The organism is Streptomyces sp. NPDC085596, assembly GCF_044541565.1.
In the GTDB taxonomy this organism is placed as follows: Bacteria; Actinomycetota; Actinomycetes; order Streptomycetales; family Streptomycetaceae; genus Streptomyces.
The window spans coordinates 80,880-106,320 of record NZ_JBITTC010000010.1; the positions used below are offsets into that span (position 1 = coordinate 80,880).

The window sequence follows — 25,441 nt, forward strand, 5'->3', positions numbered from 1 at the left end:
CGGAAGAATCGTGGAGAACCTGATCGCGCTGCTCATCGCGGCGCCCCTGCTCGGAGCCGTCGTGCTCCTGCTCGGCGGCCGGCGCCTGGACGCCGTCGGCCACTGGGTCGGCACCCTGCTGTCGACCGCCTCCTTCGTGATCGGCCTGGTCCTCTTCGCCGGGCTGCTCGGCAAGGACGCCGAACACCGCACCTGGACCCAGCACCTGTGGAGCTGGATCTCGGTCGGCGACTTCCAGGCCGACGTCACCCTGCGGCTCGACCAGCTGTCGATGACGTTCGTCCTGCTGATCACGGGTGTCGGCTCGCTGATCCACCTCTACTCCATCGGGTACATGGAGCACGACGAGCGGCGCCGCCGCTTCTTCGGCTACCTCAACCTGTTCCTCGCGGCGATGCTCCTGCTGGTCCTCGCCGACAACTACCTGCTGCTGTACGTCGGCTGGGAGGGCGTGGGCCTCGCCTCGTACCTGCTGATCGGCTTCTGGCAGCACAAGCCCAGCGCCGCGACCGCCGCGAAGAAGGCGTTCCTGGTCAACCGGGTCGGCGACGTGGGCCTGTCCATCGCCATCATGCTGATGTTCACCACCTTCGGCACCTTCGCCTTCGGGCCGGTGCTGGAGAACGCGGGCCGGGCGTCCGAGGGCCGGCTCACCGCGATCGGCCTGATGCTGCTGCTCGCCGCGTGCGGCAAGTCCGCCCAGGTGCCGCTGCAGTCCTGGCTCGGTGACGCGATGGAGGGCCCGACCCCGGTCTCGGCCCTGATCCACGCGGCCACCATGGTCACGGCGGGCGTCTACCTCATCGTCCGTTCCGCCGCGATCTTCAACGGTGCCCCGGACGCGCAGCTCGTCGTCACCGTCGTCGGCGGGGTCACGCTGCTGTTCGGTGCGATCGTCGGTTGCGCCAAGGACGACATCAAGAAGGCGCTGGCCGGTTCGACCATGTCGCAGATCGGCTACATGGTCCTCGCGGCGGGCCTCGGCCCGATCGGCTATGTCTTCGCGATCATGCACCTGGTCACCCACGGCTTCTTCAAGGCCGGGCTGTTCCTCGGCGCCGGCTCGGTGATGCACGGCATGAACGACGAGGTCGACATGCGCAAGTACGGCGGCCTGCGGAAGTACATGCCGATCACCTTCATCACCTTCGGCCTCGGCTACCTGGCCATCATCGGCTTCCCCGGTCTGTCCGGCTTCTTCTCCAAGGACAAGATCATCGAGGCGGCGTTCGCCAAGGGCGGCACCGAGGGCTGGATTCTCGGCGGGGTGGCCCTGCTGGGCGCGGCGATCACCGCGTTCTACATGACCCGCGTGATGCTGATGACGTTCTTCGGCGAGAAGCGCTGGCAGCCCGATGCCGAGGGCCGCGAACCGCACCCGCACGAGTCCCCGCGGACCATGACGATCCCGATGATCGTGCTGGCAGTCGGCTCGGTCGCCGGAGGCTTCTTCTTCAACCTGGGCGACCGCTTCCTGCACTGGCTGGAGCCCGTCACCGGTCACGCCGAGGGCGACTCGCCGCTCAGCGCGGCCACCGTCACCGGCGCGACCATGGTCTGCCTGGTCGTCGGCGTGGGCCTGGCCTGGGCGCAGTACGGCCGCAAGCCGGTCCCCGCCGTCGCCCCGCGCGGCTCCGTGCTCACCCGCGCCGCCCGGCGCGATCTGTACCAGGACGACTTCAACCATGTCGTGCTGGTGCGCGGCGGCGAGCACCTGACGCGGTCGCTGGTCTACGTCGACCACACCCTGGTCGACGGTGTCGTCAACGGCTCGGCGGCCGGTTTCGGCGGCCTGTCCGGGCGGCTGCGCCGTGTCCAGAACGGCTTCGCCCGCTCCTACGCGGTCTCGATGTTCGGCGGCGCGGCCCTCCTGGTCGCCGCGACCCTGCTGATGAGGGCGGTCTGATACCGATGGCTTCGATGTCATTTCCCCTGCTGACCGCGACAGCGCTGCTCCCGGCGCTCGGGGCGGTGGCCACGGCCGCCGTGCCGGCCCGGCGGCGCACCGCCGCCAAGTGGCTGGCCCTGCTGGTCTCCCTGGCCACGCTCGCGCTGGCGATCGTCGTCCTGGTCCGCTTCGACCCGGACGGCGCCCGCTACCAGCTCACCGAGTCGCACTCCTGGATCAGGGACTTCGGGGTCCGCTACGAACTGGGCGTGGACGGCATCGCGGTGGCCCTGATCGGGCTGACCGCGCTGCTGATGCCCTTCATCGTGCTGGCGGGCTGGCACGACGCCGACCCCCTGGAGACGGGCAGCAAGCGGTGGCGGCCCACCCAGGGCTTCTTCGCGCTGATCCTGGCCGTCGAGGCGATGGTGATCATCTCCTTCGAGGCGACCGACGTCTTCGTCTTCTACATCTTCTTCGAAGCCATGCTGATCCCGATGTACTTCCTCATCGGCGGCTTCGGGGACCGGGCCCACAGCCAGGGCGAGGAGGCGGCTTCGCGGCAACGGTCGTACGCGGCCGTGAAGTTCCTCCTCTACAACCTGGCCGGCGGCCTGATCATGCTGGCCGCGGTGATCGGGCTGTATGTCGTCGCCGGGAGCTTCAGCCTCCAGGAGATCGGTGAGGCCCGCGCGAACGGCTCGCTGACCATGGCGACGAGCACCGAACGCTGGCTGTTCCTCGGCTTCTTCTTCGCCTTCGCGGTGAAGGCGCCGCTGTGGCCGCTGCACACCTGGCTGCCCAACGCCATGCAGGAGTCCACCGCGCCGGTCGCGGTGCTCATCACGGCGGTGGTCGACAAGGTCGGTACCTTCGCCATGCTCCGCTTCTGCCTCCAGCTCTTCCCGGAGGCGTCGAAGTGGGCGACGCCCGTGATCCTCGTCCTGGCGCTGATCGGCATCGTCTACGGGGCGCTGCTCGCGGTCGGCCAGCGGGACATCAAGCGGCTGGTGGCGTACGCGTCGATCTCGCACTTCGGCTTCATCGTCATGGGCATCTTCGCCATGACCACCCAGGGCCAGTCCGGCGCGACCCTCTACATGGTCAACCACGGCATCTCGACGGCCGCGCTGATGCTGGTCGCCGGGTTCCTGATCTCCCGGCGCGGCTCCCGGCTCATCGCGGACTACGGCGGTGTGCAGAAGGTCGCCCCGGTGCTCGCCGGCACGTTCCTGATCGGCGGTCTGGCGACGTTGTCGCTGCCGGGACTCGCGCCGTTCGTCAGCGAGTTCCTGGTGCTGGTCGGCACGTTCAGCCGGTATCCGGTGATCGGGATCATCGCCACCCTCGGCATCGTCCTCGCCGCGCTGTACACGCTGGTGCTGTACCAGCGCACGATGACCGGCCCGGTGAAGCCGGAGGTCTCGGCGATGCCCGACCTGAGGGTGCGTGAGGTGCTGGTGGTGGCGCCGCTGATCGTGCTGCTGGTCTTCCTGGGCGTCTATCCGAAGCCCCTCACCGACATCGTCGACCCGGCGGTCAAGCAGACCATGTCCGACGTACACGAGAAGGACCCCAAGCCCGCGGTGGAGGCGGCCAAGTGAGCACAACAGCCGTCCACAGCCTGTGGACAACGGCGGCCGATCCGATCTCCAAGATCGACGCGCCGAAGATCGAATACGGACAATTGTCGCCGACGCTGATCGTGTTCGGCGCCGCCCTGATCGGGGTGCTCGTCGAGGCGTTCGTGCCGCGCCGCTCCCGCTACTACGCCCAGGTGTTCGTCTCCGCCGTCGCGCTGTGCGCCGCGTTCGCCGCGGTCGTCGCGCTCGCGGCCGGCGGGTACGGCACCACCAAGGCGCACATCGCGGCCATGGGCGCCATCGCGGTGGACGGACCGGCCCTGTTCCTGCAGGGCACGATCCTGCTGGCCGGGCTGGTCGGCCTGTTCACCTTCGCGGAGCGGCGGCTGGACCCGGCGGCGCACGGCAACCGGGTCGACTCCTTCGCGGCGCAGGCCGCCGCCGTGCCGGGCGGTGAGGGCGAACAGGCGGCCGTGAAGGCCGGGTTCACCACCACCGAGGTGTTCCCGCTACTGCTCTTCGCGGTCGCGGGCATGCTGGTCTTCCCCGCGGCGAACGACCTGCTGACGCTGTTCGTGGCCCTGGAGGTGCTCTCCCTCCCGCTGTACCTGCTGTGCGCGCTGGCCCGCCGCAAGCGGCTGATGTCGCAGGAGGCCGCGGTCAAGTACTTCCTGCTCGGCGCCTTCGCCTCGGCGTTCACCCTGTTCGGCATCGCCCTGCTGTACGGCTACGCGGGCTCGGTGTCGTACGCGCGCATCGCGGCCGTGGTGGACGGCACGGTCAGCGGGGTCGACCCGGCGCTCGCGGACACCATGGGCAATGACGCGCTGCTGCTGATCGGCATGGCGCTGCTGGTGATGGGCCTGCTGTTCAAGGTGGGCGCGGTGCCGTTCCACATGTGGACCCCGGACGTGTACCAGGGCGCCCCGACCCCGGTGACCGGCTTCATGGCGGCGGCGACCAAGGTGGCCGCGTTCGGCGCGCTGCTGCGGCTGCTGTACGTGGTGCTGCCGGGGCTGCGCTGGGACTGGCGGCCGGTGATGTGGGGCGTGGCGATCGTCACCATGCTGGCCGGCGCGATCGTCGCCATCACCCAGACCGACATCAAGCGGCTGCTGGCGTACTCGTCCATCGCGCACGCGGGCTTCATCCTCGCGGGTGTGATCGCCACGACGGAGGACGGTGTCTCGGCGGTCCTCTTCTACCTCGCCGGGTACTCCTTCGTGACGATCGGCGCCTTCGCCGTGGTCACCCTGGTCCGCGACGCGGGCGGCGAGGCGACGCACCTCTCCCAGTGGGCCGGGCTCGGCCGCCGCTCACCCCTGGTCGCGGCGGTCTTCGCGGTCTTCCTGCTGGCCTTCGCCGGTATCCCGCTGACCAGCGGTTTCGCGGGGAAGTTCGCGGTGTTCCGGGCGGCGGCGGAGGGCGGCGCGGCCCCGCTGGTCGTGGTCGGCGTGATCTCCTCGGCCATCGCCGCCTTCTTCTACATCCGGGTGATCGTCCTGATGTTCTTCAGCGACCCGAGGCCGGACGGCCCCACGGTCGCGGTCCCGTCCCCGCTGACCATGACCGCCATCGCGGTGGGCGTGGCGGTGACGGTGGTCCTGGGCGTGGCACCCCAGTACTTCCTGGACCTGGCGGGACAGGCGGGGGTCTTCGTCCGCTGACCCGACACGACGGCCCGGCACCCCAGTCTCGGGGGGTGCCGGGCCGTCGTGCGTGTGCGAGCGGTGGCTACTCGGCCGTGTCCCGGCGGGTCTTGATCCGGGTGAGGTCCAGGTCGACGGCGAAAGGCGCCTCGACCTTCATCCGGTCCCGGAAGATGCCCACGCTGGTGTAGGTGCCGGTGGTCGGCTCCAGCTCGAAGGCGTGGATCACGGCGCGGCCCCGCTCGTTCTCGACCCGCCAGAAGTGAGGGATCTTCGCGCGGGCGTATTTCATGGGCTTGGTCTCGCGGTCCCGGGACACGGACTCCTCGGACATGACCTCGATGGCCAGCACGACCGCGCTCACGGGGAACCGCGTCTGCGTCATGTCTTCCGCCGCGTCCGCGCGCACCACGACCACGTCGGGCTCCGGCCTGTTCTGCTGGTCCAGATCGATGGTGAGTTCGCGGAAGATCTCCAAGTCGTCCGGTGCGACGGACTGCAGCTGCCACTTGAGGTAGTCGATGGCACGCTCGTGAAAGATGGTCTGCGGACTCACGAAGACGAGGCTCCCGTCGATCAACTCCGTGTGCGGAGGAAGATTCGGAAGCTGGTCCAGGTCGTCGGCGGTCCACCCGCCCTCCGGCGGGGTCGGCCAGGCGGATGTGGACGCCTTCGGTGCGACGCTCATCAGTGCTCCCATGGGACGGAGTCTCGCCGGAGCATCCAGACTATCGACGGGAAACGGGCAGGTCTCCTGTGGATAACTCAAGGGGCTGTCGGCGGGGGCGCCTATGGTGGAGGCGGTGGTCGAGGGACGGCGCACCGGGGATGGCGATGAGCGGGACAGGTGGGATCAGCGAGATGACGACGGTGACCGAGGAGCCGGGCGCGGACCAGAGTGAGGCGCTGGCCACGCTGCACCGGGTCTTCGGGTACGACTCCTTCCGCGGTGAGCAGGAAGCGATCATCGAGCATGTGGTGGCGGGCGGTGACGCCCTGGTGCTCATGCCGACCGGTGGCGGCAAGTCGCTGTGCTACCAGATCCCGGCCATGGTCCGCCCCGGCACGGGCGTGGTGGTCTCGCCGCTGATCGCGCTGATGCAGGACCAGGTGGACGCGCTGCGCGCCCTCGGTGTCCGGGCCGGCTTCATCAACTCCACGCAGGGGTTCGACGAGCGGCGCACGGTGGAGGCCGAGTTCCTCGCCGGCGAGCTGGACCTGCTCTACCTGGCCCCGGAGCGGCTGCGCGTGGACGCCACGCTCAATCTGCTCTCCCGGGGCAAGATCTCCGTCTTCGCCATCGATGAGGCGCACTGTGTCTCCCAGTGGGGTCACGACTTCCGCCCCGACTACCTGTCCCTCTCCCTGCTCGGCGAGCGCTGGCCGGACGTGCCGAGGATCGCGCTCACGGCCACGGCCACCCATGCCACCCACGAGGAGATCACCCAGCGGCTGAACCTCCCCGAGGCCCGGCACTTCGTCGCCAGCTTCGACCGGCCCAACATCCAGTACCGGATCATCCCCAAGGCCGACCCCAAGAAGCAGCTCCTCGCCTTCCTCCGCGAGGAGCACGCGGGCGACGCCGGCATCGTCTACTGCCTCTCCCGGAACTCGGTGGAGCGCACCGCCGAGTTCCTCACCGCCAACGGCATCGCGGCCGTCCCGTACCACGCGGGCCTGGACGCGGCCGTGCGCGCCGACCACCAGTCCCGGTTCCTGCGCGAGGACGGCCTGATCGTGGTCGCCACCATCGCCTTCGGCATGGGCATCGACAAGCCCGACGTCCGCTTCGTCGCCCACCTCGACCTGCCCAAGTCCATCGAGGGCTACTACCAGGAGACCGGCCGCGCGGGCCGCGACGGACTGCCCTCCACCGCCTGGATGGCGTACGGGCTCAACGACGTCGTGCAGCAGCGCAAGCTGATCCAGTCCGGCGAGGGCGACGAGGCGTTCCGCCGCCGCGCCGGCGCCCACCTCGACGCGATGCTCGCCCTGTGCGAGACCGTCCGGTGCCGCCGCGGCCAGCTCCTCGCCTACTTCGGCCAGGACCCGGACCAGGCGGGCTGCGGCAACTGCGACACCTGCCTCACCCCGCCGGAGACCTGGGACGGCACGGTGGCCGCGCAGAAGGTGCTCTCCACCGTGGTGCGGCTCCAGCGCGAGCGTGGCCAGAAGTTCGGCACCGTGCAGATCGTGGACATCCTGCTCGGCAAGCGCACCGCGAAGGTGATCCAGTTCGACCACGACCAGCTGTCCGTCTTCGGTATCGGCGAGGACCTGGCCGAGGGCGAATGGCGGGGCGTGGTGCGGCAGTTGCTCGCCCAGGGCCTGCTGGCCGTCGAGGGGGAGTACGGCACGCTGGTGATCACCGAGACGAGCGGGGAGGTGCTGCGGCGCGAGCGCGAGGTGCCGCTGCGCAAGGAGCCGAAGCGCCCGACCGTCGCCCGCTCCTCCGGCCGGGGCGAGCGCAGGGGGAAGACCGCGGCGGCCGAGCTGCCCGCCGAGCTGGTGCCCGTCTTCGAGGCGCTGCGCGCCTGGCGCGCGGAGCAGGCGAAGGAGCAGGGCGTCCCGGCGTACGTCATCTTCCATGACGCCACGCTCCGCGAGATCGCCACCAGCCACCCCCGCTCGGTGCGCGAGCTGGGCACGCTGAACGGGGTCGGCGAGAAGAAGCTCGCCACGTACGGGGAGGGTGTGCTCGCGGTGCTGGAGGCCCAGGCCGCCCCGGCCGGCTCACCGGAAGCGGCACCCAAGGCCCAGGCACCCGCACCCGCCCACGCCCCCGCATCAGCCTCCGCCGCTTCCCCCGACCTCTACTGGCCCGAGGGCGAGGAGGAGCCGGAGCCGGACTGGTCCTGACCGGCAGGGTCACGCCAGCGCCGTCAGCCCCGGCGCGAAGGTGATCAGCAGCGGCAGCAACGGCACCAGCGCGGCCACGGCGGTGGTCAGCGCCCGGCGCCCGCGCGGCAGCCGGGGCGGCGGCTCCAGCAGCCGGTCCACGCGCTCCCCGAGAAGCCGGTGGCTGGAGGCGCAGGACAGCACGCCCCGGTGCTGGTTCAGCTCGATCAGGGCCAGCGCGGTGGTGACATGGCCGCAGCGCCGGGAGGCGGTGTCGTCGGCGGCCAGCTCGACCAGCCGGTGCGTCTGGTCGCAGAAGTGGGCGAAGAGCGGGATGCGCGGAAAGCCCGTGGCGAGAGCGCTCGACAGATGCAGCAGCCAGTCGTGGTGGGCGCGGGCGTGGCCCCGCTCATGGGTGAGGACCGCGTCGACCTGATGCCCGGTGAGCCGGTGCAGTGCCCCCGTGGTCACCACCAGCTGGGCCGGATGACCGGGCATCCACCAGGCGTCCGGATACTCGTCCTCCAGCACCAGCAGCGGACCGCGCGCCGGGGGCAGCCCGGCGGGCAGGTCCGGCTCCCGCAGCTGCGCGCGGGCCACCCCGCGCCGCCGCCGGGCCTCGGTCAGCTCGCGGCCCAGCATCGCCGTGGTCCAGGCGGCGCCGGAGGCCAGCAGCAGAGTGAGGGCGGCGGCCCAGGCGGGCGCGGCGGAGAGGTCGTAGGCGGCGGTGACGGCGGGCGGGGCCGGGGCGAAGACATGGTCACGCACGGTGTGGAAGACGGCCGCCGCGCCCAGGACCAGCGCGGTCAGACAGCACAGCAGGACCGTGGCGACCAGGCACTGCCACACCCACAGCGCCACCACCGGCTCCCGCTCCGGCCAGTCGGCGCGGGTCAGCGCACGGGGCGCCGGTACGGCGGCCGTCAGGGCGAGGACGGTCAGCAGGAGCAGGCAGACGGTCATGCCGGGGCTCCGGTTCCTGTTCGGACGTGCCTGGTCGGAAAGAGGTACGGCCCGCTGGGACGCGGGTGCGTGCCGCCCGGTTCGTATGCCGTCAGTATGACGGCCCCGGCCCGCCGAAGACAGGCGTACGGCACCACACGCACCCCGTCGGCCCGCCCCCGCCTCAGCCGCTGACGATCCGCCCCTCGACCTCGCCGAGCCCGATCCGGCTCCCGTCCTTCCCCGGCGCCCAGGCCGTGAAGGTGACCACGTCGCCGTCCTCCAGGAACGCCCGCTTGCCGTCGGGGAGTTCGAGGGGGTCGCGGCCGTTCCAGGTCAGCTCCAGCAGCGAACCGCGCTGCCCCTCGGCCGGGCCGCTGACCGTGCCGGAGGCGTACAGGTCGCCGGTGCGCAGCGAGGCGCCGTTGACCGTGAGGTGGGCGAGCTGCTGGGCGCCGGTCCAGTACATGGTGGAGAAGGGCGGCTCGGCCACCACCTGGCCGTTGATCGCCACGGAGATCCGCAGGTCGTAGCCGCCGGGCTCGATGCCGGGGACGGAGTCGTCGAGGTAGGGCAGCAGCGGGTGGGTGCGCTCGGGCGGGGCCACCCGCGCGTCCTCCAGCGCGGCCAGCGGGGTGATCCACGCCGAGACCGAGGTGGCGAAGGACTTGCCGAGGAAGGGGCCGAGCGGGACGTACTCCCATGCCTGGATGTCCCGAGCCGACCAGTCGTTGAGCAGACAGAGGCCGAAGACGTGGTCCCGGAACCCGGTCAGCGGGACCGGGGTGCCCTGCGCGGAGGGCACGCCCACCACGAAGCCGACCTCCGCCTCGATGTCCAGCCGGACGGAGGGCCCGAAGACCGGCGCCGGGTCGGCGGGGGCCTTGCGCTGGCCGAAGGGGCGTACGACATCGGTGCCGGAGACCACGATCGTGCCCGCCCGGCCGTGGTAACCGATGGGCAGGTGCTTCCAGTTGGGGGTGAGCGGGTCGGGGGAGTCGGGACGGAAGATCTGCCCGACATTACGGGCGTGGTGCTCGGAGGCGTAGAAGTCGACGTAGTCGGCGACCTCGAACGGCAGATGGAGCGTGACCTGCGACAGCTCGTGGAAGTGCGGCTCCACGGTGGCCCGGTGAGCGGGCAGTGTGACCCACTCGGTCAGCGCCGCGCGCACCTCGGACCAGACGGCGGGCCCGGCGGCCAGCAGTGGGTTGAGGGTCGGCGCCGTGAGCAGTTCCGCGTGCGGGGAGTCCAGCGCGGTGGCGGCGGCGCCCGCGTCCAGGACATGGCCGCCGAGCCGGACACCGACCCGGCGATCGGTGCTGCCGGAGGGCGAGAACACGCCAAGGGGAAGGTTGTGCGGACCGAAGGGGTCACCCTCGGGAACGTCGAACGGTGGCACGGGGGGCATGGGGTGCTGCCTCACTCTCATCCGCTTCGGCCTGGGTTGATGATCCATGGCGTCGGGCCACACGTTACGTCCGGAGACGGTGTGTTGGGCAGGGTGCGGGGGGCCGGCCGGGGCCGTGTCTAAAGAGTTCGCAATGTCCGAATGGCTCTTGTCGGAGGGAAGTGTTCCGGCTTAGCGTCCTTCGGGGGACACGGACGGGGTGGGTCCGGTCCAAAAGGGGGACACGTGGGGGGACCCGTGGCCGGAAGCCGCTTCGGCGCGCCTTTTGAGGCGGACCGTGAAGTGCCCGGCCTGATAGTCAAGTTCGGCGGATATCCGCTGCATCACGGTGGCGTCGGCGCGATCCGCAGCCTCGGCCGGCTGGGTGTGCCGATGTATGCCATCACCGAGGACCCGTACACGCCGGCCGCCGCATCCCGCTATCTGGAGCGGGCGTTCGTCTGGCCGACGACCGGCGCGGAGGAACCGGAGCACCTGGTCGAGGGGTTACGGAGGATCGGCCGCCGCATCGGCCGCCCGGCCGTCCTGATCCCGACCGACGAGGAAGCGGCCGTACTCGTCGCCGAGCACCAGGACGAGCTGTCCGGTGCCTTCCTGTTCCCGCGCGTCGAAGCGGCCCTGCCGAGGCGGCTGGCCAGCAAGCAGGGGCTGCACGAGCTGTGCCAGGAGCACGGCATCGCCACCCCGACGACCGTCTTCCCGCGCTCGTACGACGAGATCGTGGCCTTCGCGGACCAGGCGCTGTTCCCGGTGGTGGCCAAGAACCGCGAGGCGTTCGTCCGGCGCAGACGCCCCGCCGTGGGCGGCACCACCCGGATCGGCACCCGCGCCGGCCTGCTCGCCCTCGCCCGCGACTGGGGCGACGACCCCGGCGTGATCCTCCAGGAGTATCTGCCGAGGGAGGCCGCCGAGGACTGGATCGTGCACGCCTGTTTCGACGCGGACGCGAACCCGCTCGCCGTCTTCACCGGCGTCAAGGTCCGCTCCTGGCCCCCGCACGCGGGCATGACGGCCCACGCCTATGTCGTCGACAACCCCGAACTCGCTGACCTGGCAACCAGGTTCGTGAAACAGCTCGGCTTCGCCGGTGTCGTCGACCTCGACCTGCGCTTCGACCGCCGTGACGGGCAGTACAAGCTGCTGGACTTCAACCCCCGTACGGGCGCCCAGTTCCGGCTCTTCGAGAGCGAGTCGGGCGTGGACGTCGTACGGGCCCTGCACCTGAACCTCACCGGCCGGGCCGTCCCCGAGGGCGAGCAGCAGGCCGGGCGGCGGTTCGTCGTGGAGAACATCGACCTGCCCGCGCTGCTCGCCTACCGGCGCAGCGGCTACACCACGCCGAACGCCCCGGCGCGGGCCAGCGGGACCGAGCTGGCCTGGCTCGCGGGCGACGACCCGATGCCGTTCCTCACGATGCTCGCCCGCTTCGTCCGCCCCGGCGCGAAGCACCTCTACCAGCTCTGGCGGACCAACCGCCGGGGCGGCGGCACCCCGCACTCCACGAAGTAGGCAAGGCCACGCACGTGGCGCACCGCGTCCTGGGAGGGACTTCGTGATCCGACCGGTTGCAGTCATCGGGGCCGGGCCGTACGGCCTGTCCACCGCCGCCCATCTGCGGGCGCGCGGCATCCCCGTACGCGTCTTCGGCGACCCCATGGTCAGCTGGCGCGACCACATGCCCGAGGGCATGCTCCTGAAATCCACTCCGGCCGCCTCCAGCCTCGACTGCCCCCAGCCCGGCCACACCCTCGCCGACTACTGCGACGCGGCGGGCGTCCGGCGCCTGGTCACCGACGAGGACATCATCCCGGCGGAGACCTTCATCGCCTACGGGGAGTGGTTCCAGCAGCGGCTGGTGCCGGATCTTGAGCAGGTCCGGGTGGTGTCCGTGGAGCGTGCGCGGCCCGGCGGGTTCGAGCTGAAGCTCGACTCGGGGGAGCAGTTCGCCGCCCGCGCCGTCGTGGTCGCCACCGGTCTTTCCGGCTTCGCCCACCTGCCCGCCGAGCTGGCCGGGGCGGCGCTCGGCGGGCCCGCACTGGTCTCGCACAGCTCCCACCATCACGACCTCGGCCGGTTCGCGGGCAAGGAGCTGATCGTCGTCGGCGCCGGACAGTCCGCGCTGGAGACGGCCGCCCTCGCCGCCGAGGCGGGCGCGAAGGTACGGGTCGTCTCGCGCGGCCGGGGGAAGGTCGCCTTCGGCGCGCCGCCCTGGGAGCAGCCCAGGTTCCGGCCCGAGTCGCCGTTCGGCCGCGCCTGGTCGCTGTGGGCGCTCAGCTACTACGCCCAGCCCTACCGCTTCCTGCCCGAGGCCACCCGGCACCAGCTGGTCCGCCGGGTCCTCGGCCCGCTCGGCGCCTGGTGGCTGCGCGACCGCTTCGAGGGCCGGGTGCGGGTGCGGGAGGTGGCGCGGGTCAAGTCCGTCGAGGCGGTGGACGGCGCGTCGGTGCTCACCGTGCGCACCCACGGCGGCCGCACCGACCGGCTCACCGCCGACCACGTCATCGCGGCCACCGGCTACCGGGTCGACCTGGCCGCGCTGGACTTCCTGGGCCCCGGCCTGCGCACCGGCCTCGCGGCCACCAGGGGCGCTCCCCGCCTCGGCCCCGGCTATGTCTCCTCGCTGCCCGGCCTGTACTTCACCGGCCTGCCGGCGGCCGCGTCGTACGGCCCGGTGATGCGCTTCGTGTGCGGCACGGAATTCGCCTCCCCGCGCCTGGCGAAGCACCTGGCGGCGGCACACGGCGCGCGGAGCTGACCGACGCGTCAACTCCGGTGCGCGCGTGGTGAGTCGGGGGGAGCCGCGGTCCGTATTCTCTGATCATGGCCGCACCCTCCACTCGCTCACTCATCGCCACCGACCTGGACGGGACGCTGCTGCGCGGCGACGACACGGTCTCCGCCAGGTCGCTCACCGCGCTCGCGGGGGCGGCACGCGCCGGAGCCCGGCACCTCGTGGTGACGGGCCGCCCCGCGCCCCGCGTACGCCCCCTGCTGGCCGCGCTCGGCGGCACGGGGCTCGCGGTGTGCGCGCAGGGCGCCCAGGTCTACGACGCCGCCACCGGCACCCTGCTGTGGTCGGTCCGGCTGGACCGGGAGCTGGCCGAGACCGCCCTCGGCAAGATCGAGGCCGAGGTGGGCCAGGTCCACGCGGCCGTCGACCAGGACGGCGTGGACGGGCTCACCCTGATCGAGCCCGGCTACCGGATGCCGCACCCGACCCTGCCCGCCGTACGGGTGGAGCGGCGCGAGGAGCTGTGGTGCGAACCGATCAGCAAGGTGCTGCTGCGCCACCCCGGCCTGTCCGACGACGAGCTGGCGGCCACGGCCCGCTCGGTCGTCGGCTCGCTGGCCACGGTCACCATGTCGGGCCCCGGCACGGTCGAGCTGCAGCCGTGCGGGATCACCAAGGCGACCGGTCTCGCGCTGGCCGCCGAGCACCTGGGCCTCGCCCGCCGGGACACGGTCGCCTTCGGCGACATGCCGAACGACATCCCGATGTTCCAGTGGGCGGCCCACGGTGTCGCGATGGCCGGCGCCCACCCGGAACTGAAGGCGGTGGCCGACGAGGTCACCCTCTCCAACGAGGACGACGGGGTGGCCGTCGTCCTGGAGCGCCTCTTCGCCCTGTGACGCCGACGGCCCCCGCCGTACGCGCGAGGCGTGCGACGGGGGCGCGGTGCGGAGGCCGTACGGCCGGTCCCTCTAGTACGGGCCGTTGACGTTGTCGATCGAGCCGTAGCGGTGGGCCGCGTAGTTGCAGGCGGCGGTGATGTTGGCGACCGGGTTGTACGGGTCGAAGGAGGTGCCGGCCACGTGGTAGGTGCTGAAGGTGGGGTCGATCACCTGGAGCAGGCCCTTGGACGGGGTGCCGTTGATGGCGTTGATGTCCCAGTTGTTGATGGCCAGCGGGTTGCCCGAGGACTCCCGCATCACGTTGCGGTGGATGCCGTTGTAGGTGCCCGGGATGCCCTTCTCGGCCATGATCGCCAGGGACTGGCGGATCCAGCCGTCGAGGTTGTTCGGGTACACGGTGGAGGCGGCGGCGGGCTTGGCGGCCGGGGCGGCGGAGGCGCTGGTGGCGCCGATGAGGGGGAGCGCGAACAGCGCGGCACCGGTACCGGTGACGGCGAGCGTGCGGACGATGCGCTTGGTGCGGGCACGGCGCGGCTGAGCAACAGCAGACATGTCGAAGTTCCTCTCCGTCGCCTGCGAGGTGAGCTGTCGGGTTCGGGCGGGGAGGTGCCCGGCCGCGTCGTCCCCGGTGCCCGTCGGACACCGGGGACGTCATGGCTTCACCCCGAGCCGTTCCGGCGCGACATGTGTCGACCGGTCCGGCGGCTTACCTGGGTCCCCCGCTCCTGCCGTACGAATGAGTTCGTGAATGGGTGTGCCAGGCGCGGCAGGATTCGGCGTTCGCCTGACAGGGCGGGAACGTATGCGACCGCACATGTCCGGAACAAGTACCGGATTCACCCGAAGTACTAGTTGACCTTGATCTGTCCCAAATGGCCTACTTGATCCTTTGCGGTCGCCAATCCTCAACTTCCGTACCGGGCACGGTAAGAAGGGGGTGAGAGGAGGGTTTGCGGGGGTAGGCGCGAGGGGGTGGCCCGCGTGAGCCAACTCACGGAATCGCAAAATACGCAAAATCAGACATGGGGGATTATGTGCATTTGGGCCGTCTGTGGGTATTAGGGAGTGTCGGTCCCCCTGGGGCGGAACCTCTGGGACGCTCCCGTTCGTTGGATCGGCATGCCCCCCGGAGTGCCGGATCGTCCGACCGACTCCCTCCATATCGGCCCTTGTCCACTCATCCAGGACATGCCGGACGAAAACCGATACCTCGTGAGCTGGACCGGTGGGTGCGATCGGTGATCCAAAGAGGACCGGATACGCTGACTTGACTGATGGCAGCGACCTATCGACAAGCCGTGAAGTCGCCAGCAGACACCAGCAGACAGGAGATACCTCGTGACCGTCGTCGGGCCGTTCGGGCTGAGCGTGCGGGACCAGGCACTGGAAGCCGATGTCCAGGCCGGACTGGCGGCTGTCGAGGCGGGCCTGCTAGAGGCCACCAAGAGCGAGGTCCCCTTCATCACCGGGTCCGCCCAGCACCTGGTGCGGGCCGGCGGCAAGCGGTTCCGTCCGCTGCTCGTGCTGCTGGCGGCCCAGTTCGGCGACCGGCACGCCCCGCGCATCGTGCCCTCCGCCGTCGTCGTCGAGCTGACCCACCTGGCCACGCTCTACCACGACGACGTCATGGACGAGGCGGCCGTGCGGCGCGGCGTGGACAGCGCCAACACCCGCTGGGGCAACTCCGTCGCGGTGCTCACCGGTGACTTCCTCTTCGCCCGCGCCACGCAGATACTCGCCGATCTCGGCCCCGAGGCCGTCCGCGTACAGGCCCTCGCCTTCGAGCGCCTCGTCACCGGCCAGATACTGGAGACCGCGGGTCCCCAGGACGGCCGCGACCCCGTCGAGCACTACCTCGACGTGCTTTCCGGCAAGACCGGCTCCCTGGTCGCCGTGTCCTGCCGGTTCGGCGCCATGATGTCCGGCGCCGACGAGAGCGTCGTCGACGTGCTCACCCAGTACGGCGAGCGGCTCGGCGTCGCCTTCCAGCTCGCCGACGACGTGCTGGACATCGCCTCCGACTCCGACGAGTCCGGCAAGACCCCCGGCACCGACCTGCGCGAGGGCGTCCCCACGCTGCCCGTGCTGCGGCTGCGCGAGCGCGCCGCCCGGCTCGGCGAGCCCGGTGACCTCGCGCTGTGCGAGCTGCTGGACTCCGACCTCACCGACGACGCCCGGCTCGCCGAGGCACTGGCCGCGCTCCGCGCGCACCCCGCGCTGGAGCAGGCCCGCCGCGACGCGGTGCGGTACGCGGAGGAGGCCCGCGCCGCGCTCGCCCCGCTGAAGGAGTGCACCGCCAAGGCGGCGCTGATCGAGCTGTGCGACGCCGTGGTGCACCGGGCCGGATGACCGGGAGGGGCGGGCGCCTCACCCGACCCCTACGGGTCGGCGCGGGCGCCCGGCCCGTACGTCATACCGCAGGTGTACGCCGAGTTGGCTCCGTGGGCTGACGCCCCAGGACTGCCGATTTGGTCTGATGGGAACCAGGGAAACCACCACTCCTCACCGATTCGGGTGAGAATGGCGGCTCAGGTGGACCACAGCGAGCGCAGCCGCCGCCGACGACGGAGGTAAGGCACACATGGCACCGTACGAATCCGACCACGCGACCGGCACCGGCCCCGACGAGGACCCGCGTTCCGGACGCCGCAAGGCCGCCCGGTACGTCGTGCCCGTCGCGGTGGTGGGTGTCGCGGCGGCCACCATCGGGCTGGTCCCGGCACTCGCCGCCTCCGGCGACCCGGACCTGCCGAAGATCAGCGCCCAGCAGCTCATCGAGAAGATCGCCAAGTCCGACGTCCAGCGGATGTCCGGCACCGTCAAGGTCAGCACCGACCTCGGCCTGCCCGACCTCGGCGGCCTCCAGGACAGCCTGGGCTCCGGCCAGGAGGGCGACGGCTCCTCCGCCGACCCGCGGACCAAGCTCACCGAACTGACCTCCGGCACCCACACCCTGCGTGTGGCCGCCGACGGCCCCGAGCGGCAGAAGGTCTCGCTGCTGCAGCGCGACGCCGAGTACAGCCTCATCCACAACAGCAAGGACGTGTGGGGCTACGACAGCGCGAGCAACGAGGTCTTCCACACCACCGCCCAGCACTCCGGCGAGAAGGGCGACAAGCGCGAGCACCAGCCGTCCGCCACGCCCGACGACTTCGCCGAAGAGGCCCTGAAGTCGGTCGACGACACCACCTCGGTCACCGTCGACGGCACCACCCGGATCGCCGGCCGCGACGCCTACCAGCTGGTCATCAAGCCCAAGCAGGCCGGCTCCACCGTCCGCGCCGTCACCATCGGCGTCGACGCCAAGACCGGTCTGCCGCTGAAGTTCACCCTCGCCCCGAAGAGCGGCGGCGCCCCCGTCCTCGACGCGGGCTTCACCAAGGTCTCCTTCGCCGCGCCGCCCGCCTCCACCTTCGACTTCCGCCCGCCCAAGGGCGCGAAGGTGACCGAGGAGAAGCCGGGCGAGGACGGCCGGCGGGAGCACGCTCCGGGCTTCGGCGAGGAGTTCGCGCCGGGCGGTCTGAGCGGCGCCGACACCATCGGCGAGGGCTGGACCACCATCGCCAAGTTCGACACCGGCGCCAAGGGCGGGCCCACCAGCTCCCAGGAGGGCGCGATGGGCGGCTTCCTCGGCTCGCTCGGCGACCAGGTCTCCGGCGACTTCGGCAAGGGCACCGTCTTCTCCACCCGCCTGGTCAACGCCCTGATCACCGACGACGGCACGGTGTACGCGGGCGCGGTCACCAAGGACGCCCTGGTGAAGGCGGCCGACGCGGACAAGTGACCGCCCGCCGGAGCCGCCCGAGACACGAGGGGAACCGATGGAGCCACCGTCCGCCGCCGGACACGAGGCCGCGCCGGTCATCGCCACGCGCGGCCTCACCAAGCGGTTCCGGGGCGGCCAGCTCGCCGTGGACGGTCTGGACCTGACCGTCCCGGCGGGCAGCGTCTTCGGCTTCCTCGGCCCCAACGGCTCCGGCAAGACCACCACCATCCGCATGCTGATGGGCCTGATCGACCCGACCTCGGGCACCGCGCACGTCCTGGGCCGCCCCATGCCGGGCGCCACCCGCGCCGTACTGCCCGAGGTCGGCGCCCTCATCGAGGGCCCCGCGCTCTACGGTTTCCTCTCCGGCCGGGACAACCTGCTGCGCTACGACGCCGCCGACCCGGCCGCCGACCCCCGCACCCGGCGCGCCCGCGTCGCCGCCGCGCTGGAGCGGGTCGGGCTCGCCGCGGCCGGAGGCAAGAGGGCGAAGGCGTACTCCCTCGGCATGAAGCAGCGCCTCGGGCTCGCCGCCGCCCTGCTCCGGCCGCGCCGCCTGCTCGTGCTGGACGAGCCCACCAACGGTCTCGACCCGCAGGGCATGCGCGAGATCCGCGGCCTGGTCCGCGAACTGGCCGCCGACGGCACCACCGTCTTCCTCTCCTCCCACCTCCTCGACGAGATCGAGCAGGTCTGTACCCACGCGGCGGTGATGACCCGCGGCCGGCTCGTGATCCAGGGCGCGGTGGCCGACCTGTCCGCCGGGGCGCGCGGCCGGCTCGCCGTGACCACCCCGGACCCGGCCGACGCGGCCCGTGTGCTCAAGGAACAAGGCGTCACCGACCTCACCGTGACCGGCGAGACGGTCACCGGCGAACCGCCCGCCCGCGACCTCGCCGAGGTGAACGCGGCCCTGGTCGCGGCGGGCGTGCGGGTACGGGGATTCACGCTGGAACGGGCCTCGCTGGAGGACGCGTTCGTGGCACTGACCGGAGAGGGCTTCGATGTCGCGGGCTGAGCCGACGTACCCCGCCGTGCCCCGGCCGCTGTGGACCTTCGGGCTGCTGCGCAGCGAGCTGGTCACCACCCTGCGCCGCTGGCGCACCCTGGTGCTGCTCGCGGTGCTCGCGGCGGTACCGGTGCTGATCGGGATCGCGGTGCGGATCGAGACGGGCGGCGGCGGGGACGCGGACCGGGGCGGCGGCGGTCCGGCGTTCATCGCGCAGATCACCAACAACGGCCTGTTCCTGGTCTTCACCGCGCTCGCGGCGACTCTGCCGTTCTTCCTGCCGCTGGTGGTCGGTGTGATCGCCGGTGACGCCGTCGCGGGCGAGGCGGGCGCGGGCACGCTGCGCTATCTGCTGGTCGCCCCGGCGGGCCGTACCCGGCTGCTGCTGACCAAGTACGCGACCGTCCTGGCCTTCTGCCTGCTGGCCACCCTGGTCGTCGCGGTCTCCGCGCTGGCCGTGGGTGCGCTGCTGTTCCCGCTCGGCGAGGTCACGACCATCTCCGGCACCCGGATCGGCTTCGGCGAGGGTCTGCTCCGGGCGCTGCTGATCGCCCTGGCCGTGGCGGCTTCGCTGATCGGCGTGGCGGCGCTCGGGCTGTTCGTGTCGACGCTGACCAACAGCGGGATCGCGGCGATGGCGACCACCGTGGGACTGCTGATCACGGTCCAGATCCTCGACCAGATCCCGCAGCTGCATGCCATCCAGCCGTATCTGTTCTCCCACTACTGGCTGTCCTTCGCCGACCTCCTGCGCGACCCGGTCCTCTGGGACGACCTCCGCCACAACCTCGGTCTCCAGGCGGTCTACGCGGCGGTCTTCGGCACGGCGGCGTGGGCGCGGTTCACGACGAAGGACATCACGGCCTGAGCCGGCTCAGGCGCCGGGGAAGCGGGCGAGGGGTGCCTCGCGCTCGAAGAACGTCTTCGCCCGGGCCAGCGCCTCGGTGTCCGCGCGTACGTCGCCGGGTCCGCTGCCGTTGCCCAGCAGCACCCCGCCGAAGCGCATCTTCAGGTACGCGGCGGAGTTGTTGAGGGTGCCGATGAGCGGCTCGGCGACCGAGGGGTCACGGTCCGCGAGCGCCGTCACGCCCCACAGGGTCCGGCCCGCCATGGCGCCCTTGAAGCCGGCCTCGGGGATGCGCAGCCAGCCCGACCAGTGGTCCAGGTACCGCTTGGTGAGGCTGGACAGCGAGTACCAGTACAGCGGCGAGGCGATCACGATGTCCGTGGCGGCGAGGGTGGCGTCCAGCAGCATCCCGGCCGGGGTGTCGGCGGCGGGCCGTACGTGGTCGCTGTCGTGCCGCAGGTCCTCGGCCTCGGGCAGCGGGAGCCCGGCCAGCCGGACCCACTCCTGCTCCACGCCCTCGGGCAACTGCTCGGCGGCCGCGCGGGCGAGGAACTCCGTGTTGCCCTGGGTGCGGGCGCTGCCCAGGACGAAGAGAAAGCGACGGCTCATGGGGACCCCTGGGGCGAGTGCGGTTGAAGCCACAATAGATCTGTACGCATCTTATGCACATGCAAGTATCGCGCGGCAAGGGCGGCTGGTGCGAGGCTGTGACGTCGTGGTGACGCGCGGGGCGCGGCGGGCGGCGAGACTGGTTGCCAGGAGGCGTACGACCGGAGCGCGGCGCCGGGGGAGTGAGGGAAACGGATGTCTCGACCGATCTTCGAGAAGCGGCGCGGGGACCGGCCGGTCCAGGTCCGCGTCTCGGCCACCGGCGCGGCGTCGGTCGCCGGCACCCCCGTACGTCCGGCTCCGGACGAGGACATCCACGACGCCGTACTCAGCCACCTCCACCACCTGGCCACGGCCCACGGCACCCCGATACGGGCCACCATCCACGACGACGCGGCGGGCTGCCTGATCCCGCTGGAGATCTCGCCCGACGGGACGACCCGGATGACGGGGACCCCGACGCGGCTGCCCGCGGCGCCGGGGACCGTACAGCCGCCTCGGGGGGTTTTCGGGCCGCCGCCGGTCATGGGGGGTGCGCCTTCGGTGGAGGCTGAGCCCACTTCTTCGGCGGGCGGGCTGGGGGTGGCGCCCGTGCCTCCGGCGGCGTCCCTGTCCGCAGCGGAACCCACTCCCACTCCCCGGAGTGCGCCGCTCGGGGCGCCTCCGGCGGAGCGGATACCCGGGGCCACTCGCCGGTCCGTCAACTACACGAAAAGCAAGCCAAGTTCGGGACCTGCTACCACCCCCGGTACCAAGCCGGGACCCGAACTCGTCCTCGGCCCCGAGCCGACCCCGGAAGCCGTCCCCCCGTCCGACCCCGAGCCCATCCCCCCGAGCCGTTTCGACGCCATCGCGGAGGAGATGCTCGCGGAGGCGCCCGCGGCGGAGACGCCGGACGGGGCCGAGGTGTGGACGGCGGCGCTGGGTCGCGTCGGGGACGCCGTACGGGACGGACAGGTCGAGCGGGCGGCCGAGCTGGCGAGCCGGGCGGTCGCCGAGGCGTCCGGCACGTTGGGCCCCCGCCACCCCGAGGTGCTGCATCTGCGTGAACTGTGCGCGTACATCGCGTACTTGACCGGCGACCCGGCCCGCGCCTTCGACCTGTCCCTGGACCTGGCCCGTAAGCGCGCCGAAGCGGGTGACCCGGCGGCGGCCTACGGCAACGTACGCAGCGCGGCGACCGCGTGGCGGGCGGTGGGCGACCCGGAGCAGGCGCTCCGGATGGGCCGCGACCTGATCGACGTATGGACCGCGCTCGCGGCGAAGCCCGGCCCGGCAGCAGCCGACCCCCGCCCCCTGGAGTCGGCCCACACCCGGATGACCCGGCTGACCGCACGCGCGGCCGCGGCCGACGCGTGAGGTCACCTCACTTCAGGACAGTGCCCTCGCAGCTCTCCGCGACCCGCACCACGCCGAGGATCACGGGATAGCCGGTGATCTGCTGGTTCGGCCCCGGCCGGGTCTCGCAGACCTTCCACGCGGCCGGGCCGTCCACCGAACGCCCCTTCCCGCTCACGTCCTTGAAGGCCACCTCGGTGTCGGGGCCCATCTGCTCGACCGCGCGGCCGGCGTTGCCGCCGGTGATGTCCGGCATGACGGCGGAGACGGGACGGGGGTTCGCACGCGCGGACTTGGAAGCGGTCGCGGTACCCGCAGGGTGGCTCGCCCCGGCACAAGCGCCGACCGGGGCCAGCAGCGCGACGACGAGGACGGGTCTCAGAAACTCACGGATGCTCATGCCTCTGTCTACTACTGGACGCAGAACTCGTTCCCCTCAGGGTCCGCCAGCACGGTCCACGACCCCGCGGGCTCACTCACCTCACGCAGCACGGTCGCCCCCAGCGCGGTCAGCCGCGCCACCTCGTCCTTCCGCCGCTCCGGGCCGGCATGAAGGTCGAGGTGGAGACGATTCTTGCCGTCCTTCGCCTCCGGCACGCGCTGGAAGAGGAGACGCCGCCCCAACCCGGTCCCCGTCTCGGGGTCGTAGGGGTCGTCGGGGTGCCGTACAGCCACAAGATCCCGGAACGCCGGCCGCCCGTGATACTCGACCGTCGCCTCACCGGACAACGCCCCGAACGACAGCAGCCGCTCGATCAACGCACTGTTGTCCTCGGGCTCGTAATGCAACGCAGCACCCCAGAAGTCGGCCTGCGTATGCGGGTCGACCGCGTCGACCACAACCTTCCAATGCAGCGGCGCAGGCCGCGATGAAGAAGTCGCCATACAGCCCTTATATCGCCGGACGCCCACCCACATGGCCAGTTGCCACACTTCCGCGCGCCTGGACCTGTTGCCCGACCACACGTACGTACGCCACACCCCGCGTGACCTCGCTGAGCCGGTACCCCGCAGGCAGAGGCGACCACGGCTCCGCCGTGAACGGCAGGTAGCAGATCACCCGGTCCGCCAACTGCTCCAGCCCTGGCGAATCGGGAGTCCCCACGACCAGCACGGAACGCGCGCCTGCCTCACCGAGCACCTTCACCGCTTCACCGGCGTCGCTCCCCAGCGGAAGGGCCGGAACCCGGAACACTCCGGCCCCATGACTCCCCGGCCGCCCCTCCTCAATCCCTCCCTCCGCCCACATCACGAGGTCATGCGACTGCCGCAGCAGGCTGACCTCGTCCGCGAGAGGAGCACCGCCGGGTCCTGCCTGATGGATCCACGTGATGAAAGGGCGCTCATGGGTGAGGGAGGCCAGCCAGGGTCCGAGAACCAACAGCGCTTCATCCGCGAGAAACCCCTGCTCGACCTCCACCCCGGCCTCCCGGAGCAGCGCAGCCCCGCCTTCCCCACGCGAGGTCGGGTCCATCACGGCGATGACGACTCGGGAGACCCCCGCGTCGATCAGCGCCTCACGGCAAGGGGGAGTGCGCCCGTAGTGATTGCACGGCTCGAGCGTGACCACGGCCGTCCCGCCCAACGCCCGCTCCCCAGCCACCGCAAGCGCATTGACCTCGGCATGCGCCTCCCCCTTGCGCCGGTGAAACCCCTCACCGACATTCCGCCCGCCCCGATCCAGGATGACGCACCCCACCGGCGGATTAGGACTGGCAGACCCAACCCCCTGAGCAGAAACAACGATCGCCCGCCGCATGGCCTCCAGCTCGCGCACCTTCACCTCGGAGAACCCGCCCTTCGTCCCAGGAACCCAGGAACCCAGGCTGAGTCCTCCTCAGGCTGGCCGGTAGGCCCCCGCCGGGTCCTCCTGCGCCCAAGCCGCGTACTCCTCGAATTTCAGCCCGTCAGACATCCACCGCGTCCACCGCAGCCGTAGCCGGGTCCGCCGGGCGGGACATCGCCACCACCCGTGCCCGGTGCGCGGAGCGCATCGCGTCTGCTGTCAGCAACACCAGCGCCAGCCAGACCAGGGCGAAGCCCGCCCAGCGCTCCGGGGGCATCGCCTCGTGGAAGTAGAGGATGCCGAGGAGGAACTGGAAGACGGGGGCCAGGTATTGGAGGAGGCCGAGGGTGGAGAGGGGGACGCGGATCGCGGCGGCGCCGAAGCAGACCAGGGGGAGGGCCGTCACGATGCCGGTGGAGGCGAGGAGGGCGGCGTGGCCGGGCCCCTCCGTGGCGAAGGTGAGGTCGCCGTGGGTGCTGAGCCAGAGCAGGTAGGCGAGCGCGGGGAGGAACTGGATCGCCGTCTCGGCGGCCAGGGATTCGACGCCGCCGAGGCCGACCTTCTTCTTCACCAGTCCGTACGTGGCGAAGGAGACCGCGAGGCAGAGGGAGATCCACGGCGGCTGCCCGTACCCCACGGTCAGCACGATCACCGCCGCGAAGCCGACGCCGACCGCCGCCCACTGCACCGGCCGCAGCCGTTCCTTCAGCAGCAGCACACCCAGCGCGATGGTCATCAGCGGGTTGATGAAGTACCCGAGGGACGCCTCCACCACATGGCCGGAGTTCACGGCCCAGATGTAGACGCCCCAGTTCACGGTGATGACGGCGGCTGCCACCGCGACCAGTCCGAGACGGCGTGGCTGGCGCAGCAACTGCCCCGCCCAGGCCCAGCGCCGCACGAACAGCAGCGCGACGGCGACGAAGACCAGGGACCACACCATCCGGTGGGCCAGGATCTCCATGGCGCCCGCCGGCTTCAGCAGCGGCCAGAAGAGGGGGACGAGCCCCCACATGCCGTACGCGGCAATGCCGTTCAGCAGACCTATTCGGTGTTCACCCTTGGACGTCCCGGCCACGGGCTCCTCCTTCTCGCATTCCGCCACGCGAGAACGAAGGTAACGCCGCCCCACCCCGCCTGTCATGCCCGTATCGCCATACGGTCATGACCGAGACGGAGAGGGCGGCGCGCCCGGAACCGGCTCGGCCCTTCAGCTCGCCTTCAGCCCCTCCTCCACCGCCACCGCGAGCGGCGTCGTCGGCCGGCCGATCAGCCGGGACAGCTCCCCGCCCGCCACGACCAGCTCGCCCCGCGCGATCGACGCGTCCACCCCGACCAGCATCTCCGCGAGCGCCTCCGGCAGCCCCGCGCCGGACAGGATGCCCTTGAGGGTCTCCCCGGACACGGGCTGGTAGGTGATCGTCCGCCCGGTCCGCGCGCTCAGCTCGGCCGCGTACTCGGCGAAGCCCCACGCCACGTCGCCGCCCAGCTCGTACGTGGTGTTCTCGTGGCCCGCGCCGGTCAGCACGGCGACCGCGGCGGCGGCGTAGTCGGCGCGGGCGGCCGAGGAGACCCGGCCGTCGCCCGCTGCCGTGACCACCGCGTCGTGGGCGAGCACGGGGGCCAGGTTCTCGGTGTAGTTCTCGTGGTACCAGCCGTTGCGCAGCAGCGAGTACGGCAGCCCGGAGGCGAGCACCGCCTGCTCGGTGGCCCGGTGGTCGTCGGCCAGCGTCGCGGTCAGGGTGCCCGGCGCGCTGGTGTACGCGAGCAGCGCCACGCCCGCCTCCTTCGCCGCGTCGATGACGACCTGGTGCTGGCCCACCCGGCCCTTGTCGAACTCGTTGCCCGAGATCAGCAGCACCTTGTCGCCGGCCGAGAAGAGCCCGTCGAAGGTCTCGGGCGCGTTGTAGTCGGCGACGGCGAGCCGCACACCGCGCTCGGCGAATTCGGCGCCCTTCGCCTCGTCCCGTACGACGGCGGTGATCTGCTCCGCGGGCACCCGCTCCAGCAGCTGGGCGATGACATGGCGGCCGAGGTGGCCGGTGGCTCCGGTGACGACGATGCTCATGGGGGTCTCTCCTAGGGGGAACTTCGGGTGATGTCACTAACCCTAGGAAGTGCGCTAACCAAACGACAGTACCC

22 protein-coding genes and 1 riboswitch are annotated in these 25,441 nt (G+C 71.5%); of the genes, 12 read left to right on the plus strand and 10 right to left on the minus strand.

The features are described 5' to 3' along the window. Window positions 1-10: 10 nt before the first annotated feature. The 3 genes from nuoL to nuoN are packed head-to-tail and all read left to right on the plus strand — an operon-like array spanning window position 11 to window position 5,138. Window positions 11-1,906 (plus strand): NADH-quinone oxidoreductase subunit L, encoded by a 1,896-nt coding sequence (gene nuoL / locus ACIGA3_RS25945; protein ID WP_399720092.1) that lies wholly within the window; start codon window positions 11-13, stop codon window positions 1,904-1,906. 14 nt (window positions 1,907-1,920) lie between these two features. Beyond that, on the plus strand, window positions 1,921-3,492 hold the full coding sequence (locus ACIGA3_RS25950) for an NADH-quinone oxidoreductase subunit M (RefSeq protein ID WP_399720095.1): 1,572 nt from the start codon (window positions 1,921-1,923) through the stop codon (window positions 3,490-3,492). Next, entirely contained in the window at window positions 3,489-5,138 is a 1,650-nt protein-coding gene (nuoN, locus tag ACIGA3_RS25955) for an NADH-quinone oxidoreductase subunit NuoN (RefSeq protein WP_399720097.1), read from the plus strand. Before ACIGA3_RS25950 ends, nuoN begins: the two co-directional genes overlap by 4 nt. A 67-nt stretch (window positions 5,139-5,205) precedes the next feature. On the opposite strand, the gene ACIGA3_RS25960 is transcribed toward nuoN, so the two are convergent. Then, window positions 5,206-5,808: a Uma2 family endonuclease gene (locus tag ACIGA3_RS25960; RefSeq protein ID WP_399720099.1), complete on the minus strand. Its 603-nt coding sequence runs from the start codon at window positions 5,806-5,808 to the stop codon at window positions 5,206-5,208. Between the two features lie 146 nt (window positions 5,809-5,954). On the opposite strand from ACIGA3_RS25960, the gene recQ reads away from it, so the two are divergent. Beyond that, window positions 5,955-7,979 (plus strand): DNA helicase RecQ, encoded by a 2,025-nt coding sequence (recQ, locus tag ACIGA3_RS25965; protein ID WP_399720101.1) that lies wholly within the window; start codon window positions 5,955-5,957, stop codon window positions 7,977-7,979. Window positions 7,980-7,988: 9 nt separating this feature from the next. Here the strand turns inward: recQ and ACIGA3_RS25970 are convergent, their stop codons facing one another. Both ACIGA3_RS25970 and fahA read right to left on the minus strand, forming a co-directional pair. Next, the gene (locus ACIGA3_RS25970) at window positions 7,989-8,921 is read right to left on the minus strand and encodes a M56 family metallopeptidase (RefSeq protein ID WP_399720104.1); all 933 of its coding nucleotides are present in this window, start codon (window positions 8,919-8,921) and stop codon (window positions 7,989-7,991) included. A 163-nt stretch (window positions 8,922-9,084) separates the two neighbouring features. Beyond that, window positions 9,085-10,302, minus strand: a complete 1,218-nt coding sequence (gene fahA / locus ACIGA3_RS25975; protein WP_399720106.1) for a fumarylacetoacetase — start codon at window positions 10,300-10,302, stop codon at window positions 9,085-9,087. Window positions 10,303-10,548: 246 nt separating this feature from the next. On the opposite strand from fahA, the gene ACIGA3_RS25980 reads away from it, so the two are divergent. The 3 genes from ACIGA3_RS25980 (at window position 10,549) to ACIGA3_RS25990 (ending at window position 13,941) form a co-directional block, all read left to right on the plus strand. Then, the gene (locus tag ACIGA3_RS25980) at window positions 10,549-11,820 is read left to right on the plus strand and encodes an ATP-grasp domain-containing protein (RefSeq protein ID WP_399720501.1); all 1,272 of its coding nucleotides are present in this window, start codon (window positions 10,549-10,551) and stop codon (window positions 11,818-11,820) included. A gap of 43 nt (window positions 11,821-11,863) precedes the next feature. Further along, a complete protein-coding gene (locus tag ACIGA3_RS25985) occupies window positions 11,864-13,066 on the plus strand; it encodes an FAD-dependent oxidoreductase (RefSeq protein WP_399720108.1) in 1,203 nt (400 codons plus the stop codon). Between the two features lie 65 nt (window positions 13,067-13,131). Further along, on the plus strand, window positions 13,132-13,941 hold the full coding sequence (locus ACIGA3_RS25990) for an HAD family hydrolase (protein WP_399720111.1): 810 nt from the start codon (window positions 13,132-13,134) through the stop codon (window positions 13,939-13,941). A 72-nt stretch (window positions 13,942-14,013) separates the two neighbouring features. Here the strand turns inward: ACIGA3_RS25990 and ACIGA3_RS25995 are convergent, their stop codons facing one another. Beyond that, a complete protein-coding gene (locus ACIGA3_RS25995) occupies window positions 14,014-14,496 on the minus strand; it encodes a transglycosylase SLT domain-containing protein (protein WP_399720113.1) in 483 nt (160 codons plus the stop codon). Window positions 14,497-14,499: 3 nt separating this feature from the next. Then, a riboswitch (cyclic di-AMP (ydaO/yuaA leader) is annotated at window positions 14,500-14,733 on the minus strand. A gap of 549 nt (window positions 14,734-15,282) precedes the next feature. Here ACIGA3_RS25995 and ACIGA3_RS26000 point away from each other — a divergent pair. From ACIGA3_RS26000 to ACIGA3_RS26015, 4 genes are all read left to right on the plus strand, one after another. Continuing rightward, window positions 15,283-16,293 carry a polyprenyl synthetase family protein gene (locus ACIGA3_RS26000; protein ID WP_399720115.1) on the plus strand — a complete coding sequence of 337 codons (1,011 nt, stop codon included), beginning with the start codon at window positions 15,283-15,285 and terminating at the stop codon, window positions 16,291-16,293. Between the two features lie 232 nt (window positions 16,294-16,525). Further along, window positions 16,526-17,728 (plus strand): outer membrane lipoprotein carrier protein LolA, encoded by a 1,203-nt coding sequence (locus ACIGA3_RS26005; RefSeq protein ID WP_399720118.1) that lies wholly within the window; start codon window positions 16,526-16,528, stop codon window positions 17,726-17,728. A gap of 37 nt (window positions 17,729-17,765) precedes the next feature. After that, window positions 17,766-18,728 carry an ABC transporter ATP-binding protein gene (locus ACIGA3_RS26010; RefSeq protein ID WP_399720120.1) on the plus strand — a complete coding sequence of 321 codons (963 nt, stop codon included), beginning with the start codon at window positions 17,766-17,768 and terminating at the stop codon, window positions 18,726-18,728. After that, a complete protein-coding gene (locus ACIGA3_RS26015) occupies window positions 18,715-19,587 on the plus strand; it encodes an ABC transporter permease (RefSeq protein ID WP_399720123.1) in 873 nt (290 codons plus the stop codon). Before ACIGA3_RS26010 ends, ACIGA3_RS26015 begins: the two co-directional genes overlap by 14 nt. Window positions 19,588-19,593: 6 nt before the next feature. Here the strand turns inward: ACIGA3_RS26015 and ACIGA3_RS26020 are convergent, their stop codons facing one another. Then, complete coding sequence (locus tag ACIGA3_RS26020; RefSeq protein WP_399720125.1) at window positions 19,594-20,175, minus strand: flavodoxin family protein; 582 nt, start codon at window positions 20,173-20,175, stop codon at window positions 19,594-19,596. A 195-nt stretch (window positions 20,176-20,370) separates the two neighbouring features. Here ACIGA3_RS26020 and ACIGA3_RS26025 point away from each other — a divergent pair, with 195 nt between their 5' ends. Then, a complete protein-coding gene (locus tag ACIGA3_RS26025; protein WP_399720127.1) occupies window positions 20,371-21,534 on the plus strand; it encodes a tetratricopeptide repeat protein in 1,164 nt (387 codons plus the stop codon). Window positions 21,535-21,541: 7 nt separating this feature from the next. On the opposite strand, the gene ACIGA3_RS26030 is transcribed toward ACIGA3_RS26025, so the two are convergent. The 5 genes from ACIGA3_RS26030 to ACIGA3_RS26050 form a co-directional block, all read right to left on the minus strand. Continuing rightward, a complete protein-coding gene (locus ACIGA3_RS26030; protein ID WP_399720130.1) occupies window positions 21,542-21,913 on the minus strand; it encodes a hypothetical protein in 372 nt (123 codons plus the stop codon). An 11-nt stretch (window positions 21,914-21,924) separates the two neighbouring features. Continuing rightward, window positions 21,925-22,398, minus strand: a complete 474-nt coding sequence (locus ACIGA3_RS26035; RefSeq protein ID WP_399720132.1) for a VOC family protein — start codon at window positions 22,396-22,398, stop codon at window positions 21,925-21,927. 7 nt (window positions 22,399-22,405) lie between these two features. Beyond that, window positions 22,406-23,290 carry a bifunctional diaminohydroxyphosphoribosylaminopyrimidine deaminase/5-amino-6-(5-phosphoribosylamino)uracil reductase RibD gene (ribD, locus tag ACIGA3_RS26040; RefSeq protein ID WP_399720135.1) on the minus strand — a complete coding sequence of 295 codons (885 nt, stop codon included), beginning with the start codon at window positions 23,288-23,290 and terminating at the stop codon, window positions 22,406-22,408. 130 nt (window positions 23,291-23,420) lie between these two features. Continuing rightward, entirely contained in the window at window positions 23,421-24,377 is a 957-nt protein-coding gene (gene rarD / locus ACIGA3_RS26045) for an EamA family transporter RarD (RefSeq protein WP_399720138.1), read from the minus strand. Between the two features lie 132 nt (window positions 24,378-24,509). Then, a complete protein-coding gene (locus ACIGA3_RS26050; RefSeq protein ID WP_399720141.1) occupies window positions 24,510-25,367 on the minus strand; it encodes an SDR family oxidoreductase in 858 nt (285 codons plus the stop codon). Window positions 25,368-25,441: the final 74 nt, after the last annotated feature.

Excerpts from the sequence above, each read along its gene's own strand:
- ACIGA3_RS26035 (WP_399720132.1), bottom strand. The coding sequence starts at position 22,398 with ATGGCGACTTCTTCATCGCGGCCTGCGCCGCTGCATTGGAAGGTTGTG.
- ACIGA3_RS26025 (WP_399720127.1), top strand. The coding sequence starts at position 20,371 with ATGTCTCGACCGATCTTCGAGAAGCGGCGCGGGGACCGGCCGGTCCAG.
- ACIGA3_RS25960 (WP_399720099.1), bottom strand. The coding sequence starts at position 5,808 with ATGAGCGTCGCACCGAAGGCGTCCACATCCGCCTGGCCGACCCCGCCG.
- ACIGA3_RS26020 (WP_399720125.1), bottom strand. The coding sequence starts at position 20,175 with ATGAGCCGTCGCTTTCTCTTCGTCCTGGGCAGCGCCCGCACCCAGGGC.
- ACIGA3_RS26005 (WP_399720118.1), top strand. The coding sequence starts at position 16,526 with ATGGCACCGTACGAATCCGACCACGCGACCGGCACCGGCCCCGACGAG.
- recQ (WP_399720101.1), top strand. The coding sequence starts at position 5,955 with ATGAGCGGGACAGGTGGGATCAGCGAGATGACGACGGTGACCGAGGAG.
- ACIGA3_RS25995 (WP_399720113.1), bottom strand. The coding sequence starts at position 14,496 with ATGTCTGCTGTTGCTCAGCCGCGCCGTGCCCGCACCAAGCGCATCGTC.
- ACIGA3_RS25950 (WP_399720095.1), top strand. The coding sequence starts at position 1,921 with ATGTCATTTCCCCTGCTGACCGCGACAGCGCTGCTCCCGGCGCTCGGG.
- ACIGA3_RS26010 (WP_399720120.1), top strand. The coding sequence starts at position 17,766 with ATGGAGCCACCGTCCGCCGCCGGACACGAGGCCGCGCCGGTCATCGCC.
- ACIGA3_RS25990 (WP_399720111.1), top strand. The coding sequence starts at position 13,132 with ATGGCCGCACCCTCCACTCGCTCACTCATCGCCACCGACCTGGACGGG.
- ACIGA3_RS26050 (WP_399720141.1), bottom strand. The coding sequence starts at position 25,367 with ATGAGCATCGTCGTCACCGGAGCCACCGGCCACCTCGGCCGCCATGTC.
- ACIGA3_RS26015 (WP_399720123.1), top strand. The coding sequence starts at position 18,715 with ATGTCGCGGGCTGAGCCGACGTACCCCGCCGTGCCCCGGCCGCTGTGG.
- ACIGA3_RS26030 (WP_399720130.1), bottom strand. The coding sequence starts at position 21,913 with ATGAGCATCCGTGAGTTTCTGAGACCCGTCCTCGTCGTCGCGCTGCTG.
- ACIGA3_RS25970 (WP_399720104.1), bottom strand. The coding sequence starts at position 8,921 with ATGACCGTCTGCCTGCTCCTGCTGACCGTCCTCGCCCTGACGGCCGCC.